Origin of the sequence: Streptomyces sp. NBC_00353 (assembly GCF_036108815.1) — a bacterium.
In the GTDB taxonomy this organism is placed as follows: domain Bacteria; phylum Actinomycetota; class Actinomycetes; order Streptomycetales; family Streptomycetaceae; genus Streptomyces.
In genome coordinates this window covers 8,485,805-8,502,209 of the sequence record NZ_CP107985.1, presented here as the reverse complement: position 1 = coordinate 8,502,209, position 16,405 = coordinate 8,485,805, and the positions used below count along the sequence as shown (strand labels likewise).

Annotated in this window: 13 protein-coding genes and 1 pseudogene; 4 read left to right on the top strand and 10 right to left on the bottom strand. The window is 70.6% G+C overall.

Annotation, left to right across the window (positions count from 1 at the left end; all coding sequences use genetic code 11):
- Nucleotides 1–74: 74 nt before the first annotated feature.
- The 6 genes from OHA88_RS38280 to OHA88_RS38255 form a co-directional block, all read right to left on the bottom strand.
- Nucleotides 75–1,229, bottom strand: a complete 1,155-nt coding sequence (locus OHA88_RS38280) for an anhydro-N-acetylmuramic acid kinase (RefSeq protein ID WP_328628884.1) — start codon at nt 1,227–1,229, stop codon at nt 75–77.
- A gap of 81 nt (nt 1,230–1,310) precedes the next feature.
- The gene (locus OHA88_RS38275) at nt 1,311–2,333 is read right to left on the bottom strand and encodes an ABC transporter ATP-binding protein (RefSeq protein WP_267006688.1); all 1,023 of its coding nucleotides are present in this window, start codon (nt 2,331–2,333) and stop codon (nt 1,311–1,313) included.
- A complete protein-coding gene (locus OHA88_RS38270; RefSeq protein WP_328628883.1) occupies nt 2,330–3,370 on the bottom strand; it encodes an ABC transporter ATP-binding protein in 1,041 nt (346 codons plus the stop codon). Before OHA88_RS38270 ends, OHA88_RS38275 begins: the two co-directional genes overlap by 4 nt.
- Nucleotides 3,370–4,281: an ABC transporter permease gene (locus tag OHA88_RS38265; protein ID WP_267006686.1), complete on the bottom strand. Its 912-nt coding sequence runs from the start codon at nt 4,279–4,281 to the stop codon at nt 3,370–3,372. The genes OHA88_RS38270 and OHA88_RS38265 overlap by 1 nt, the downstream gene beginning before the upstream one ends.
- A 2-nt stretch (nt 4,282–4,283) precedes the next feature.
- A complete protein-coding gene (locus OHA88_RS38260; RefSeq protein ID WP_328628882.1) occupies nt 4,284–5,282 on the bottom strand; it encodes an ABC transporter permease in 999 nt (332 codons plus the stop codon).
- A gap of 133 nt (nt 5,283–5,415) precedes the next feature.
- The gene (locus tag OHA88_RS38255; RefSeq protein ID WP_328628881.1) at nt 5,416–7,248 is read right to left on the bottom strand and encodes an ABC transporter substrate-binding protein; all 1,833 of its coding nucleotides are present in this window, start codon (nt 7,246–7,248) and stop codon (nt 5,416–5,418) included.
- Between the two features lie 280 nt (nt 7,249–7,528).
- Between OHA88_RS38255 and murQ the strand changes: the two genes are divergently transcribed.
- Nucleotides 7,529–8,437, top strand: a complete 909-nt coding sequence (gene murQ, locus OHA88_RS38250; protein WP_328628880.1) for an N-acetylmuramic acid 6-phosphate etherase — start codon at nt 7,529–7,531, stop codon at nt 8,435–8,437.
- A 62-nt stretch (nt 8,438–8,499) separates the two neighbouring features.
- Here the strand turns inward: murQ and OHA88_RS38245 are convergent, their stop codons facing one another.
- Both OHA88_RS38245 and OHA88_RS38240 read right to left on the bottom strand, forming a co-directional pair.
- Entirely contained in the window at nt 8,500–9,447 is a 948-nt protein-coding gene (locus tag OHA88_RS38245) for a MurR/RpiR family transcriptional regulator (protein ID WP_267006682.1), read from the bottom strand.
- An 86-nt stretch (nt 9,448–9,533) separates the two neighbouring features.
- On the bottom strand, nt 9,534–10,610 hold the full coding sequence (locus OHA88_RS38240; RefSeq protein WP_328628879.1) for a serine hydrolase domain-containing protein: 1,077 nt from the start codon (nt 10,608–10,610) through the stop codon (nt 9,534–9,536).
- A 136-nt stretch (nt 10,611–10,746) separates the two neighbouring features.
- Between OHA88_RS38240 and OHA88_RS38235 the strand changes: the two genes are divergently transcribed.
- From OHA88_RS38235 to OHA88_RS38225, 3 genes and pseudogenes are all read left to right on the top strand, one after another.
- Nucleotides 10,747–11,667: a GNAT family N-acetyltransferase gene (locus tag OHA88_RS38235; RefSeq protein ID WP_328628878.1), complete on the top strand. Its 921-nt coding sequence runs from the start codon at nt 10,747–10,749 to the stop codon at nt 11,665–11,667.
- A 67-nt stretch (nt 11,668–11,734) separates the two neighbouring features.
- Nucleotides 11,735–13,267 (top strand): glycoside hydrolase family 3 protein, encoded by a 1,533-nt coding sequence (locus tag OHA88_RS38230; protein WP_328628877.1) that lies wholly within the window; start codon nt 11,735–11,737, stop codon nt 13,265–13,267.
- A gap of 425 nt (nt 13,268–13,692) precedes the next feature.
- Nucleotides 13,693–14,070 (top strand): annotated as a pseudogene (locus OHA88_RS38225) (alpha-amylase); the annotation flags it as partial.
- A gap of 62 nt (nt 14,071–14,132) precedes the next feature.
- Here the strand turns inward: OHA88_RS38225 and OHA88_RS38220 are convergent.
- Both OHA88_RS38220 and OHA88_RS38215 read right to left on the bottom strand, forming a co-directional pair.
- A complete protein-coding gene (locus tag OHA88_RS38220) occupies nt 14,133–15,215 on the bottom strand; it encodes an aldose epimerase family protein (RefSeq protein WP_328628876.1) in 1,083 nt (360 codons plus the stop codon).
- A 124-nt stretch (nt 15,216–15,339) separates the two neighbouring features.
- Nucleotides 15,340–16,374 (bottom strand): LacI family DNA-binding transcriptional regulator, encoded by a 1,035-nt coding sequence (locus OHA88_RS38215; RefSeq protein WP_267006677.1) that lies wholly within the window; start codon nt 16,372–16,374, stop codon nt 15,340–15,342.
- Nucleotides 16,375–16,405 lie beyond the last annotated feature (31 nt).

The following is a 16,405-nucleotide window of genomic DNA, read 5'->3' as shown; positions in this document are numbered from 1 at the left end:
CCCGCAGGAGCGTCGCGGTTCGGCCACCCGGACGGTTCGTTCGCTCTCCGGGCCCGGCAGGCACCAAGGCGAAGTCAGCAGCTGAAGCGGGCGGCCGCCGGAGCCCCGGTCAACGGCTCCGGCAGCCGCAGCGGCCCGTGGCCCGGGGTGATCCGGCCCAGCAGCCGTCCGCCTGTCGCCCCGGTGCAGCTGGGCAGCGTCCCCGGCAGGCCGTGCGCGGTGAACCAGCCGAGCAACGCGAAAGCCACCGCCTCCTTGGCGGCCGAGGGCAGTCCCAGCGCGTCGGAGCGCAGCAGCTCGACCCCCGGCAGCAGTGCCCCGATCCGCTCGGTCAGCACCGGGTTGTCCGCGCCGCCGCCGGACATCACGAGGGTCCGCAGGCCTCGCTCCCGTACCGCGTCCGCAACCGTGCGTGCGGTCAGTTCGGCCAGGGTGGCCAGGAGGTCCTCGACCGGGAGCGGGGGACGTCCGGCCAGGTGCCCGGCCAGGTAGTCGGCGTGGAAGAGCTCCTTGCCGGTGCTCTTCGGCGGCTCGCGCCGGTAGTACGGTTCGGCGAGCAGAGCGGCGAGCAGCGCCGGGTCCACCCGTCCGGCGGCGGCGAGCCGGCCGTCCTCGTCGTACGGCCGGCCGGTCCCGGCCAGCGCGGCCGCGTCCATCAGGGCGTTTGCGGGACCGGTGTCGAAGGCGACCGGCGCGCCGTGGCCGACTGATGTCAGATTGGCGATCCCACCGAGGTTCAGCGCCCCCGCCGGACCTGGCAGTCCGCTGAGCAGCAGCGTGTCCAGGAGCGACACCAGGGGCGCGCCCTGGCCGCCCGCCGCCACGTCCGCGGTGCGTACGTCGGACACCACCGGCACGCCCAGGCGCTCGGCGATCCAGGCGGGCTGGCCGAGTTGCAGGGTGCCGCGCACGGTCCCGTCGTCCACCCAGTGGTAGAGGGTCTGGCCGTGCGAGCACACCAGGTCGACCGGCCCTGCCGCGGCCACTGTCGCCGCCGCGGTGTCGGCGAAGGACTGCCCGATGAGGGTGTCCAGGCGGCACACCGCGGCCAGCGTCACATCCCTCGGAGGCAGCGCTTCCAGGATCTCGGCGCGCAGATCGGCCGGGTAGGGGTGTGCAGCCGCGTGGACGAGGGTGCCGTGCAAGGTGTCGCCGTCGAGGCGGAATTCGACGACGGCCGCGTCGATCGCGTCGTGCGAGGTGCCGGAGCTGAGTCCCAGGACTCTCACAGGGTTCCTTTCTGAACACGGGTGCGGGCGGGCCCGCACCCAGGGAAGGAGCGGGCCCGCCCGATGCCGGGGGGCGAGAGGTCAGACGGCAGCCGGCTCGATCTCCACACCGACCACGTGCCGCACCGTGGGGTGGAAGCAGGCGTGGTGCTGCCCGGACTCCCCCACCGCTTCGAGGACGGGCCGTTCGGCCGTGCAGCGCTCGGTGGCGAACGGGCAGCGGGGTGCGAACAGGCAGCCGTCCGTGGCCACTTTCTCGTCCAGCGGGGCCAGTGGCGCCAGCCGGTCGGGGCCGGGCTCCTCCAGACCCCGCATGATCGGGATCGCCGACAGCAGACACTGCGTGTAGGGGTGGACGGGCCCTTGGATGACGTCGTCGGTGAGGCCACTTTCGATGACCTGACCGCGGTAGATGACGTGCAGCTCGGCGCCCTCGCCGACGTACCGTGCCGTCGCCACGTCGTGGGTGATGAAGACCAGCGAGATACCCAGGCGTTCGCGCAGGTCGTGGAGGAGGGCGAGGATACCCAGGCGCATCGAGACGTCGATCATCGAAACGGCCTCGTCGGCGATGAGCACCTCGGGGTCGACGGTGAGCGCGCGGGCGATGACCACACGCTGGCGCTGACCGCCCGAGAGCTGGTGCGGGTACTTGGGGAGGACCCCGTCCGGCTCCAGACCCACCAGTTCCAGGAGTTCCGAGGCCCGTGCCCGCACACCGGACGCCGAAGCGGCGCCGCCCGTCTCCTTCGCGCGCATCCGCAGCGGGTCGCCCAGGATCTGCTCGATCGTGCGGGTGGGGTTCAGGGCGGAGTACGGGTCCTGGTGGATCATCTGGATGCGGCGGAAGTACGGGGCACGCTTGCGCGGCGAGAGCTTGGAGAGCTCCACGCCGTCGACCACGAGCTCGCCCCCGTCGAAGGTCTCGATCCCGGTGAGGATCTTGCCCAGCGTCGTCTTGCCGCAGCCCGATTCGCCGATGAAGGCGACGGCACCGCCCTTGGGGAGCGTGAAGTCGACGCCGCGCAGGGCGTAGACCGTGCGCTCGCCGGTGAAGGCCCCGCGGGAGTGGTAGGTGCGGGTGATGCCGCGCGCCTCGATCACGACGCGTCTCCCTTCGAGGTGGTGGGGCTGACCACGGCGGCGTCCGCGTGGCACGCCCGCTGGTGGCCGGCCGAGTGCTCCGCGAGCTGCGGCTCGTCCTCGGCGCAGATGTCCATCTTGAAGGCGCAGCGGTCGCGGAACACGCAACCCGCCTTCGGGATGGTGGTGAGGTCCGGCGGGCGGCCCGGCAGGGCGCGGGCTGCGGCCGGGTCGCCGACGATGCGTGCCGTGGCGCCGATCAGAGCCTTGGTGTAGGGGTGGGTGGGGTTGCGGAGGAGATCCAGCATCGGGCCGTGCTCGACGATCCGGCCGCCGTACATCACGGCCAGGTTGTCGGCGAGCTCCGAGACCACGCCCATGTCGTGGGTGACGATGAGGGTGCTGAGGTTGTTCTCCTCGTGCACCTGGCGAATGATCTTCAGCACCGCGGACTGGGACAGTACGTCCAGAGCCGTGGTCGGCTCGTCCAGGATGAGGACCTTGGCGTTCAGAACGAGAGCGAAGACGATGCCGAGGCGCTGGCGCATGCCGCCGGACAGCTCGTGCTGATAGGAGTCCAGAACGCGGTTGCCGTCCAGGCCCATCCGCTCGGCGAGCTGCTTGGCGCGGGAGAGCAGGCCCGGAAGGTCCTCGACGTCGTGCGAGCGGCCCAGGTCCAGGATCTGCTTGCCGATGGTCTTCAGCGGGTTCATGGAGTTCTGCGACGCCTGGAAGACGTAGCCGAGCGCCGAGCCCCGTACCGTCCGCATCGCCTTGGCGCTGAGCGCCGTCACGTCACCGATACCGTCGACGTGGATGGCGCCGCCTGCGATCCGGCCCGGCTCGGGCACGGCGTTCATCAGGGACAGGGCCAGGGTCGACTTGCCTGAACCGGACTCCCCCACCAGACCGGTGATCTCACCGCGGCGCAGGTCGAGGGAGGCGTTCGCGACAGCCGGGTACTCCGTGCCGTTGATGCGGTAGTGGACACTGAGGTCGCGTACGCGGACCTCGGCCTCCCTGGCCTCGGGCGCGGCCTTCTTCGTCGGCGTGGTCATCAGCGCTCCCTCAGTCGCGGGTTGAAGAGCTCGTCGATCGCGTCCAGGAACAGCACCACGCCCATGATCAGGAGCAGGATGCAGGTGAGCGGGGCCAGCAGGTAGAAGATTGCCTCGGGGCTCTGCAGCGCTCCTCCGGAGAACACCGCCTGGTTGATCATCACGCCCCAGTTGGTGCTGGTGAACGGCACGATGCCGAGGAAGAACAGCCCGACCTGGGCCTCGACGAAGCCGATGACCGACAGGAGCAGGTGCATCGCCACGTACGGGGCGATGTTCGGCAGGAGTTCGCGCACGATGATGTGCCGGCTGGGCAGCCCGAGGCCACGTGCGGCCTCCAGGAAGCCGCGCTCGCGCAGGCTCAGCGCCTGGGAGCGGACGGCACGGGCGATGCCGCCCCAGCCGACGACGCCGAGCACGAAGCCCATCTCCAGCGGGCTGTCGAACTTCCACATGGTGGTGAGCACGACGAGCAGCGGCAGGCCGGGGACCGTGAGCACGAAGTCGGTGACGCGCATCAGCGCGGAGTCGGACAAGCCGCGGTGGAAGCCGGCCAGGAGCCCGACGGTGGTGCCGATCGTCGAGGCGAACAGGGCGGCGAGGGAGCAGGTGAGCAGTACATAGCGGCTGCCGACGACAGTGGCCTGGAGCACGTCGGAACCGGCGAAGTCGGTTCCGAGCCAGTGCTCTGCGCTCGGCGACTGATAGATCGCGTCCGGGTCGATGGCGAGCTGGTCGCCGTAGACCATCGGGCCGAAGGTGCCCATCAGGACGAAGAACACCAGGATGGACAGGCCGATGATCCGGCCGGGCTTGCGCGTGAGGACGCGCCGGATGCCGGTCCAGCGGGAACGCCTCGCCGAGGGGGCATCAGCCGGACGGGGCGGCTTGGTGAGCGTCGCGGTGGTCATGGTCAGCGCCTCACTCGGGGGTCGATCACGGAGTAGAGGAGGTCCGCGACGATGTTCGCAAGCACCACCGCGGTGGTGATCAGCAGGAAGGCACCGGTCATCAGGGGGTAGTCGCGCTTGCCGATGCTGTTCAGCAGCAGTTGCCCGACGCCGGGGTAGTTGAAGGTGGCCTCGATCAGGATCGCTCCGCCGAACAAGGTGCCGAACGAGAGGGCGAGGGTGGTGAACAGCGGCAGGATCGCGTTGCGGCCGATGTAACGCATCCGGGTGCTGGGGGTGATGCCGCGCAGCTCGGAAGCGAGGATGAAGTCGTCACCGAGGACGGAGACCACGCTGGAGCGCATGCTGAGCATCCAGCCGCCGTAGGAGATGAGGACGTACGTGGCGACCGGGAGGATCGCGTGGTACGCGACCGACGACACGTACTCGACGTTCCATCCGGGGTCCACCAGGAGCGTCTCGGAGACGGTGCCGCCGTACGGCAAGGCCCCCATGTTGGTGTAGAAGACGGTGATGAGCAGGATCGCGATCACGAACGACGGGATGCCTGCGATCATCGAGGCGGCCAGGCTCAGCCCGCTGCCCAGACGGGATGACCGCTTCACCGCCGCGACCACACCACTGCTGACACCGATGCAGAAGCTGATCAGCAGGCCGCTCAGGATGGGGATGACTGTCCACGGCAGGGCGTCGCCGATGACATCCGCGACCGGCACTCCGCTGTAGGAGATCGAGATCCCGAGGTGACCGTGGAGCAGGTCGCTGATGTAGTGCGTGTACTGCGTGAACAGCGGGTCCTGCGAGGTGTACCCGTAGATGATCGAAGCCTTGGCCTTGGCCTCCTGGGAGTTCATTCCCATGGCGACGTACTTCTCGTACGCCACGTCGCCCGGTTTGCCGGGCAGGGCGTGGACGAGGAAGAACGTAAACGTGGCTACGATCCAGACCATAACCGCGCCGCCGACCAGTCGGATCGCGACGGTGCGCGCCAGTCCCTTCACGTTCCTGCACCTCCTTCCTTGTCGTAGGGGGTAGTTGTAGATCAGCGCGCGAGCGGGGCGACGGCCTGGTGCGGCTGCCGCCCCGCGGTGGTGCGCCGTGCGGTAGTTGCTCGGTGTGGTTACCCGGCCTGGATCACTTGCCCTTGGCCTGGATGTAGCCCTGCATCATCCACACGCCGGGCTGGTTGGCGAGGATCGCGTCCTGCCCGTTCTTCGGCCAGTTGGTGAAGTTCTTGTCGTAGGTGAACTTCACGTTGGTGTAGTCCCACATCGGGATGACGGGAACTTCCTGGTTGGTGGCCTTGACCAGCTGTGTGATGACCGGCTTCTTGGCCTCGGTGTCGAGGCCGGCGAGGCTGGCCGTGAGCTGACCGGGGTTGATGGACTGCCCGTCGACGGTGAAGGTCTCGTCGCCGTGCATCCAGTTGCCGTCACCCTTCTTCTCGGTGTGGGTGACCTTGTCGCCGTTGGCGACGAAGCCGTCGCTCTCGCCGTACAGGCGCTGGAAGTTCTGGCGCGGGTCGGCGCCGACGGCGGTCAGCCACCAGCCGACGTCGAACTTCTCGGCGGCCATGTCCGTCTGGTACGCGCCGAAGTCGGCGGAGAGGGCCGGCTTGGTCTCGATGCCGAAGGCGGTGAGCTCGTTGGCGACGACGGTGGAGGCGGCGATCCAGTCACTGAAGCCGTTGACGGTCTGCAGCGTGATCTTCCACTGCTTGCCGTTCGCCAAGTACCACTTGCCGCCCTTCTGCTTCAGGCCTGCGCCCTTCAGCAGCTCGGTGGCCTTCGCCTCGTCGTGGGCGTACGGGTTGAGCTTTCCGACCTCGTCGGCGCCCAGCCACTGCTCGGTCGACTTGCGGATCATGCCGGCGGGAGCGGTGGAGGCCATGCCGCCGACCGGCTGGCCCACCTTGGTGATGGCCTCGCGGTCGAGGATGTACGCCAGGGCCTGGCGCACCTCCTTCTTGTCGTACGGTGCCTTGCTCTGGTTGAAGGCGATGGAGGCGTTGACGTAGGAGGTGCCGTCGGCGCGCTTGTAGCCCTTGGCCAGGATCTGGTTCAGGACGTTCGTGGGGATGGCGGTGAAGGGCGCGGCGTCCAGGTCACCGTTCTTCATGAAGCCCCAGATCTGCTCGTTGCCGGAGTAGTGGCGGATGACCACCTGGCTCGGAGCGATCTTGCCGAGGTCGTAGAAGTACTTGTTGCGGACGAGGATGGCCGAGCCGGGGTTGACACGCTTGACCACGAACGGGCCGGCCGAGACGTCCTTCTTCGGCGCGAAGGCCGCGATGGCCTTGCCGGTCTCGTTGAGCTTGTCGACGGCGGCCTGGGCGGCTTTCGCCTGGGCCGCGTCCACCTGCTGGCTTGCGGCGATGGTGTCCCAGATGTCGGCCGGCACGAGGTGGCCGTAGACCGACTTGGGGACGATGGACTGGCCCAGGATCTGCTTCGCGAAGTTCGCGTTGTTGGTTCCGGCGGCCTGCTTGAACTCGATGTCGTGCTTGCCGACGGCGGTCACGGAGGCGACGTTGAGGCCCTCACTCAGCTGGCCCGAGCCGACCGACGCGGTGCCCTGGGTGAGCGCGATGGCCATGGACATCTTGATGTCCTCGACGGTGACCGGCTTGCCGTCGGACCACTTGGCGTCGGGCTGCATGTGCGCGACCAGCGTGTCGCCCTTGATCTCCCAGCTCTTGGCGAGGCCCGGGAAGGCGTCGTTCGCATCCATCGGGTTCTTCTTCTCGAACCCGAGGCGCATCGAGTTGTAGCTGAGGAACGTGTTTCCGTTCGGGCTGTACGGGTTCATCGGCGCGCCCGGGGTGATCGGGTTGTTCGCGTCGACCGTGGTGAAGACGCCACCGCCGTTGGCGCCGTTCTTCGCACCGGAATCCGGTGCGCACGCGGCGAGGGTACCGAGGGTCGCGAGGGCGGCGGACGCTGCGACGAAGTGCTTGAACCGGACCATAGCGCGTGGTCTCCGATCGGCAGGCAGAAGTGGAGTGTGGGACAAGGTCTGGGGGGTGTGCAGACCGTAGGAGCGGCGCCATGGGTATGTCAATGAGTTGCGTTGGCTGAATCCAGTTCGTAATTTACCGCCGCACGTGAGGCCCGAGATCGCCCGAATCGCGGCGATGGGTCGACAACGCCACCACGCACTCGGGCGGAAACTTACGCTCAACCGTCAATCCATGTGGCAAAGTTACGCGCGCTCGTCCGCCCCGCCCTCCCACCGAGAGGAAACCGCGATGCACCCGCAGCTTCCGGTACGAATCGACGCCCCCACCGAACGCCGTAACCCCCGCACCCGCGACATCGACGACGTGTCCACCCTGGAGGTGCTGCGTCTGCTCAACGCCGAGGACCGGATCCCGGCCGAGGCAGTCGCCGCAGTGCTGCCCGACATGGCCCGGCTGGTGGACGAGACGGCGCGCCGGGTCCGGGCGGGTGGCCGGCTGCACTACTTCGGCGCGGGCACATCGGGCCGCCTCGCCGTGATGGACGCCGCCGAACTGATCCCGACCTTCAGCCTCCCGCCCGGCATCGTGGTCGCCCATCACGCGGGCGGACTGCGCGCACTGGTCGAACCGGTGGAGGGCGTCGAGGACCAGGAGTCCGCCGGGGCGGCCGATGCTGCCGAGGTGGGGCCGGGTGACATCGCTGTCGGCATTGCCGCCAGCGGCCGCACTCCCTACGTCGGCGGAGCCCTGCGCGCCGCTCGGGCGGCGGGCGCCTTCACCGCGCTGGTCAGCGCCAACCCCGGGGCCGAGCTGGCGGATCAGGTGGACATCCACCTGGGGGTGGACACCGGCCCGGAGGCGATCGCGGGCTCCACCCGCCTGAAGGCCGCCACCGCGCACAAGATGGTGCTCAACAACCTGTCCACGGCAGTGATGGTGGCGCAGGGTCGTACGTACTCGAACCTCATGGTCGATGTGGCCGCCAGCAACGACAAGTTGCGCGGCCGGGTCCTCAACATCGTGGTGGAGGCGACCGGGCTCGACGAGGACCGCTGCGGTGCTGCCCTTGCCGCCTCGGGAGGGGAGTTGAAGACGGCTCTGGTCGGCCTGCTCGCCGACTGCTCCCCGCAGCAGGCGCGCGAGGCGCTGGAGGCCGCCGGCGGGAGCGTCCGCGCGGCCCTGCGCACCCTCGTCTGAGGGCTGACAAGGATGCCCCGTGACCCACCGGGTCGCGGGGCATCCTTGTCACCGGAGACCGGTCACTGCGGGGATCGCCGCCGGTGCACCGCCGTGTACGTGCGCTCCAACGCGCGTGTCGTGCGGCTGTAGTTGCGCTGGGCCACCCCGACGAACAGGCAGTCCACCAGCGTCAGCGCGGCGATCCGGCTGGACATCGCGCCGGACCGGAAGGTGGTCTCACGCCCGGCGGTGGTCAGCACGTGGTCGGCCACCTCGGCGATCGGCGAGCGCGGGAAGTTGGTGATGGCGATGGTCGTGGCACCGTTGTCCCAGGCCTCGCCCAGCGCTGCCACGGTGTCGGTGGTGGCGCCGGTGTGCGAGATGCCGATCGCCAGGTCCCCCCGGCCGAGCAGCGCCGCGGAGGTGAGCGCACCGTCGGGGTCCGGCCAGGCGGACGCCCGGCGCCCGATGCGGTGCAGCTTCTGCTGGAAGTCGAGCGCGATCAGCGCGCTCGCGCCGACGCCGTACAGATCCACCGCACTCGCCCCGACCACTTCGTCGATCGCCCGCTGCAGGACGTTGAGGTCGAGTTGGGCAATGGTGTCCTCGACCGCGCGGGCGTCGGCGAAGCCCAGTTTGCCGACCACGTCGGCCAGCGAGTCGCCGGGCCCGATGTCGCTGCCGGCACTGGACCAGGCGGGGCCGCTGTCCTCGCTGCCGGCCGCCGAGGCCAGTTTGATCCGCAGGTCGGGGTAGCCCTTGAGGCCCACGGCCCGGCAGAACCGGACGACGGTGGTCTCGGAGGTGCTGCATTCCGCGGCGAGTTCGCTGATGGTCTTCCCTGCGACCCCGACCGGATCGGCGATCGCGGCTTCGGCGACCCGCCGCTCGGAGGGTGGCAGAGAAGGCAGCAGGGCCCGGATCTGCACCAGCACCGTCTGTGGCGGCGTCGCGCGCTCTGCGGTGGGTGCTGCGGAGCGCCGGGGGGCGTCGCCGCCTCCGCGCTGTCGGTCACGTGGGGCAGCCATGTGGGAATCCTACGGGTTCGTTGGGGTACGCGTCGCTGGGTATCCGGGATATGTACGATTCGGGGCCTCGATGCACCACTTGGCGCTCAGCCGCCCACGGGCTCGGCGCGGGCCGCCACGGCAGCGTGCACAGCACGTCGCAACTCCTTCGCCCGCGCCCCGCGTCCGTAGTGCACGGCGTTGGTCAGCAGCACCACCCAGATCCCGGTGACCGGGTCGAGCGCCAGGCTGGTACCGGTGAAGCCGGTGTGCCCGGCGCCGGTCGTGGGCCAGTGCGGGGACATGTGGTCCCAGGTGTCGCCGGGCAACGTCCAGCCCAGCCCCCGCGCGCCGTCCAGCCCCACGGTCTGCAGGCTGAGCGCCTCGGAGCGGGTGCGGGCCGACAGCGGCGACTCGTCGGCCAGCCAGCAGGCGCGAAGGTAGTGCGCGAGGTCCGGCGCAGTCCCGAACAGCCCGGCATGGCCGGCCACACCGCCCAGGCTCTCGGCGTTCTCGTCGTGCACCACGCCCCGCTTGGGCTCTCCGCCGGGCGGTGCCTCGGTCGCGGCGGTGACCGCCCGCCAGTCCGCGGGCGGCAGGTAGCGGGTGGTGGTCAGGCCCAGCGGGTCGAGCACCAGCTCCCGTACGGCGGTGTCGAGCGGCTCTCCGGCCACCTTGGCGACGATCTCGCCGAGCAGGATGAACCCCAGGTCGGAGTAGTTGACGACGGTGCCGGGAAGGTGGTCGAGAGGCTCTGCGAGGACGGCGGCGAGCCGGTCGGCGGGGCCGCCGGGAAGCTGCCAGTAGTCCCGGTGCGGAGGCAGCCCGGAGGAGTGCGACAGGAGGTGACGGATCGTCACCTCACTCTTGCCGGCCCCCGCGAAGCCCGGCAGGTGGTGGCGCACCGGGTCGTCCAGTCGCAGCGCCCCGGTGTCGGCGAGCCGCAGCACGGCGGGCGTGGTGGCCACCACCTTGGTGAGGGATGCCAGGTCGAAGACCGTGTCCGCAGTGACCGGGCGCCCCGACGGACCGTCGGCGGTGGTGCCGAACGCGGCGGTACGGACGGGGCCGTGCGCACCGCGACCGCTGATCAGGACGGCTCCGGGCACGACACCCTGCTCCACCGCGTTCCTGACGAGGTCTGCTGGATCGGGGGGACTTGCGGGATCTTCGCGGACGTTCATCACGGCCTGCTTTCCGATGGGGTACGGGGGCTGACATCCCGATCATCCCGCTGGTAAATTTCCACCGCAATACCGAGCCCCGATGTCATTCACTTACAATCCGGTGTCCCCGGAACTACCTAGAGGTGGAGCAGGCATGACGAACCTTCCGGCGGCACGCACCGCGACCGAGCACGACCTGCCCGCCCTGCGAACCCTCACCCGCGCAGCCCTTGTTCACGACAGCGACGCCGAGGACGTGTTCGATCTGCTGTGGGGGCAGACTGCGGACCTCCCGCAGCTGCGGATCCTCGCCGAGGACGAGGGCGAGCCGGTAGGCGTCGCCCTCGCCGCACTCCGCCCCGCCACCGCGAGTGCCCCCGCCACGGGGCACATCGACCTCCTCGCCGTACTCCCCGGGGCACAGAGCCGCGGAATCGGCCGCGCTCTGCTCACCCGCGCGGAGGAACTCCTCGTCGCCGCCGGGGCCGGCCGGCTGATGATCCGCGGCAGGCCTCCCTACTACGCCTGGCCCGGCATCGACATCCGCTACACCCGCGCCGTCTGCCTGGCCGAATCCAGTGGCTACACCCGGGGTCCCGAGGGCCTCAACCTGAGCGTCGACCTGCGCACCGCCCCGCTCGGCACCGCCGAGGACGAGGCGCGACTGGCCGCTGCCGGGGTGCAGATCCGCCGCCTCACGCCCGCGGACGAGAAGCCGTTCCTCGCCTGGATGAACCAGTGGGGCGGCTCCTGGGACGGCGAAGCGGCTCGCGCCCTGACCTACTCACCTCCGCGCGGCCATGTCGCCGTCCGCGAAGGTGCCGAGGGCCCCATCTACGTCGGCTTCGCCTGCCACGGCGTCAACCGCCGATCCTGGTTCGGCCCGATGGGCACCGAATCCTCGGAACGCGGCCTCGGCGTCGGCACCGTACTGCTCCGCCGCTGCCTCGCAGACCAGCGCGCCTCCGGACTCGACGAGGCGGAGATCGGCTGGACCGCCCCCATCCACTTCTATGCCCGCGCCGTCGACGCACAGCTCGGCCGGGTCTTCTGGACGTACAGCAAGGACGTCTGACCTCTCGGTGGCCCCGACCGCCCGGGCCGTCCCGAGCAACCGACCGCCCAGCCCGAGAGGAACCGCCATGCCACCCACCGACTCCCCCCGTCCCACCCGGGCCGACGGTGAACTCCTCGCCCTCGCCGACCGGGTGCTGCAGCCCGGCTTCCGTGGCACCACCGCCCCCGAGTGGATCCGCCGCCGGCTGGCCGGCGGACTCGGCTCGGTCCTCCTCTTCGGCCCCAACATCCGAGACCGCGCGCAGACCGCCGCGCTCACCGCCGCCCTGCGCGCCGAGAACCCCGATGTACTGATCGCCGTCGACGAGGAGGGCGGCGACATCACCCGGCTGGAGACCGCGACCGGATCCTCCTATCCGGGCAACCTCGCCCTCGGTACGGTCGACGATCCCGAGCTCACCGCCGCTGTCGCCGCCTCCATCGGCGGCGAACTGCGCGCCGTCGGCATCGGCCTCGACTACGCCCCCGACGCCGACGTCAACTCCAATCCCGACAACCCTGTCATCGGCGTCCGCTCCTTCGGCGCCGACCCCGCGCTGGTCGCCCGGCACACCGCCGCCTGGGTGCGCGGGCTGCACGACGCGGGGGTCGCCGCCTGCGCCAAGCATTTCCCCGGCCACGGCGACACCGACACGGACTCCCACCTCGACCTGCCCACCGTCACCATGGACGCCGACCGCATCGCGGAGCTGGCCCTGCCGCCGTTCCGCGCCGCCCTCGCCGCCGGGGCCCGCGCGGTGATGACCGCCCACCTGCTCATCCCCGCCTACGACGCGGACCGCCCGGCCACCGTCAGCCCTCGCGTGGTCACCCAACTGCTCCGCGAGGAGCTCGGGTTCGACGGACTCGTCGTCAGCGATGCCATCGAGATGCAGGCGGTCCGCGCCCGCTACGGACTGGCCGGCGCGGCCGTCCGTGCGCTGTCCGCCGGGGTGGACCTCATCTGCCTCGGTGACCGGTCCGGCGACACCGAGTTCGCCGACCTGCGTGCCGCCGTCGCGGACGCGGTGGTCCGCGGCGAACTCCGCGAGGAACGGCTCGCCGAGGCCGCGGCCCGTACCGCCGAGTTCGCCGCCTGGCAGCGGGCCCTGGCCGGGTCCGTTCCCGCGCCGTCACCCGATCGGGCTCTCGGCCTGACCGCCGCCCGCCGCGCGCTGCGCATCAGCGCCGAGGACCCCACCGCACTGCCGCTGCAAACCGCGGCCGTCCTGGTCGAGTTCGGCGTCCCCGGCACCGTGGTCCAGGGCGACGCAGTGCCGTGGGGTCTGGGTGCCGCCCTCACCGCGCTGATGCCCGGGACCGTCCGCACCACATTGCCCGCCCTCGCCCCGTTCGACCCGGCGCATGCCGACCGGATCCTCGCCGAGGCCGCCGGCCGGCCGCTTGTCCTCGCTGTCCGCGACGCCCACCGTCGGCCCGCCGTGCAGGACTGGCTGCGTGTGCTGCTCGGCCGCCGCCCCGACGCGATCACGGTGGAACTCGGCGTCCCGCACTCCGGTCCGGGCGGCGCCGTCCGCATCGACACCCACGGCGCGGCGCGCGTCTGCGGGCAGGCGGCCGCGGAGGCCCTCGCAGGGCGGACGCTTCCCGGACAGTGACCGCCGCTGTGCCGTGATGCCGGCCGGTCGCGACCGAGCGCGGCACGGTCGGTCGCGACCGGCCGTGCTGCGACTCTTTACGTACCTGTCATGCACGGGTAACTTCCTGACCGCAAAAGATTGCAGCAAATTCTGACAGCTCTTGCTGACGGGATGCACTGCTCGCCCGAACCCCGGGGCGCGTCAGGGTTCTCCGGCGGGACCGCGGTTGCCCGATGAGCAGCCGCACTCTTGGCTGCAGCGGCCGGCCGGCCGCTGCCCTCCCCCTGGAGATACGCATGAGACGCTCCCCCCACCGCCTGCCGAGACGCCCCCTGGCGGCAGCCGTGGTGGCCGCCGGGCTTCTGGGGCTGCTCGCAGCGGTACCGCACCCGGACGGTCCCGCCCCCTCCGTCCCGGCCGCTGCCTCGGAGAACGCGGCGACGGCCAACATGCTCGGCAAGCCGCTGGTCAAGCATCTGCAACGGCTCAACGAGATACGGCGGTCGGTGCCGGCCCTGCAGATGGGCCAGTACTCCACCGACGGCATCACCGGCTCGATGGCCTACAAACGCCGCTGCACCGACACGGCGAGCGGCGTCGACAGCTTCGCCCTGGTGACCGTCACCGGAGCGCACACGTACGCCGGAATCCCCAACGGCACCTACAAGGACGCGGTCACCGGGGACACCCAGGTGGTGACGGGCGGCACCCTCGCCGTCCCGGCACCGGGCAAGGGCAATCTGCGGGTGTACGTACTCGACCTCGGCGGCAGGAACGCGGCGCCGGGCAGGATCGGGGCCGACGGCCCCTGTCCGAAGTAGACGCGGACACCGACGGGGGTGACGGGCGTGCTCCGGGCACGCCCGTCACCTGCGGCGGTGGCTCAGCGCGCCGACGCGTCGAGGTGCGGGAACCGGAACTCGGTGCGGCTGCGCGCGACGTCGCCGGGGCGCAGCACGGTGCTGGGGTACGCGGAGCGGTTGGGTGAGTCGGGCAGGTGCTGGGTCTCCAGGCAGAGCGCACCGTGCCGCTCGTGGCGCCGGCCTGCGGTGCCGGCGAGCGAACCGTCGAGCTGGTTGGCGGTGTAGACCTGGATGCCGGGTTCGGTGGTCCAGACTTCCAGGATCCGGTCCGTCGCGGGGGCGGTGAGCCGGGCGGCACGCCGAAGGGTTTCCGGGGCCCCGGGCGCGCGGACGATCCAGCAGTGGTCGAAGCCGCCCGCCATGCGCAGTTGTTCGTCCGGCAGCGCGATCCGCTCCCCGATGGTCTGCGGGGTGGTGAGGTCGAACGGCGTGCCGCGCACGTCGGCTGGGGGGCCCTGCGGGATGCCGTCCGCGTCGACGGGCAGATAGGTGTCGGCGTCCACCTGCAGCGCGTGGTCGAGGATGTCACCCTCCGCGGTCAGGGCGAAGTAGGCATGGTTGGTGAAGTTGACGACAGTGGGGCGGTCGGTGGTCGCCGTGTAGTCGAGGGCGAGTGTGCCCGCGGTGTCGAGGGTGTACGTCACGGTGACGTCGAGCGCTCCGGGGAACCCCATGTCGCCGTCGGGGCTGTGCAGCGTCAGCCGCACGACCGCGGTGTCGTCGCCGGTGTGACCGGTGGCCTGCCACATTCTGGTGTGGAAGCCCTCGGGACCGCCGTGCAGTGCGTGGCCGCGGTCGTTGGCGGGGATCTCGTGGGTGGTCCCGTCGAGGGTGAAGCGGCCGTGGGCGATGCGGTTGGCGAAGCGGCCGATGAGAGCGCCGAAGAAGGGGTTCTTCCCCATGTAGTCGTCGAGCGTGGCCAGGGACCGGACGACCGAAGCGGCGGCTCCGTCGGTGTCGGGCACGGTGAGGCTGTGCAGGATGCCGCCGTAGGTGAGGATCTCGGCCTGGACTCCCGTACCGGAGTCGAGTGTCCAGACATCGACGTCGGAGCGGCCGTGGGCAGCGCCGAACGGTTGGTGGTGCACGGTGGGGCGAGGCATCGGAGATCCTTCTTCGGAGAACCTGGTGACGGGCGGCGGACCAGGCGATTTCAGGGACAGGCCCCGGACGGCCCGCGGGGTGTCCGGCCGGCGGGCCCGGCTTGACCGGCCGGACAGGACCCCCTCAGGGTCCGGACTGCTCGGCGGGCGGCCGCATCACGGTCGATTCGCGGACGATGAGCCGGTAACCGGGGCGGGGCCTTCGAGGTTCGGGTACCGGACTGCCGGAGAGCCGTTCGACGAGACTGTCGACGGCGAGCCGGGCGATGGCTTCCTTGTCCGGTGCGATGGTGGTGAGCGTGGTGGCTCCGTACAGGCTCTCCTCGATGTTGTCGAAGCCGACGACGGCGACGTCGTCGGGAATCCTCAGCCCGCGCTCGGAGAGGGTGCGCATGGCGCCGATGGCGATGAGGTCGTTGTACGCGAAGACGGCGTCGGGCCGTTCGCCGCGGTCGAGGAGGGCCGCCATGGCGACGGCCCCGTCCTCGCGTCCGTATCCGTCGGTGACGACGACCAGGGACTCGTCGGCCTCGATGCCCGCGGCGGCGAGCTCCTCGCGCCAGCCCCGCAGCCGCAGGTGCGCGGGCTGGCGCTCGCGTCCGGTGCGTGAGCCGAGGAACGCGATCCGGCGGTGCCCCAGGTCGATGAGGTGCCGTACGGCGTCGCGGGAGGCCGCCACATTGTCGATCGCGATGTGGTCGTAGGGGGCCTCGTACTCACGCTCGCCGAGCAGCACCAGTGGCGCGGTCTCGGTGCGCGCCATCAGGTCCTCGGTCTCCAGGTGGATGGGGCTGAGGATGAGGCCGTCGATGACATGGGACCGGAAGCCCTGGCTGACCAGGAGTTCCTTCTCCCGGAGGCCGCCGGTGTGGTCGACCAGCACGGTGTAGTCGTGCCGGGCCGCCGCGTCGACGACCGCGCCGGCCAGCTCCGCGAAGTACGGGTTGCCGAATTCGGGCACGGCAAGGGCGATGATGCCGGTGCGGCCCTTGCGCAGATGGCGTGCGGTGAGGTTCGGACGGTAGCCGAGTTCGTCGATGGCCTGCTGCACCTTGGCGCGCATCTTGGGTGTGACGTGCTGATAGTTGTTCACCACGTTCGACACGGTCTTGATCGACACGCCCGCCCGTTGCGCAACGTCCTTGAGGCTGACGCCCACGGCACTCCCTGACTCGACTCGGCGCGCGGTG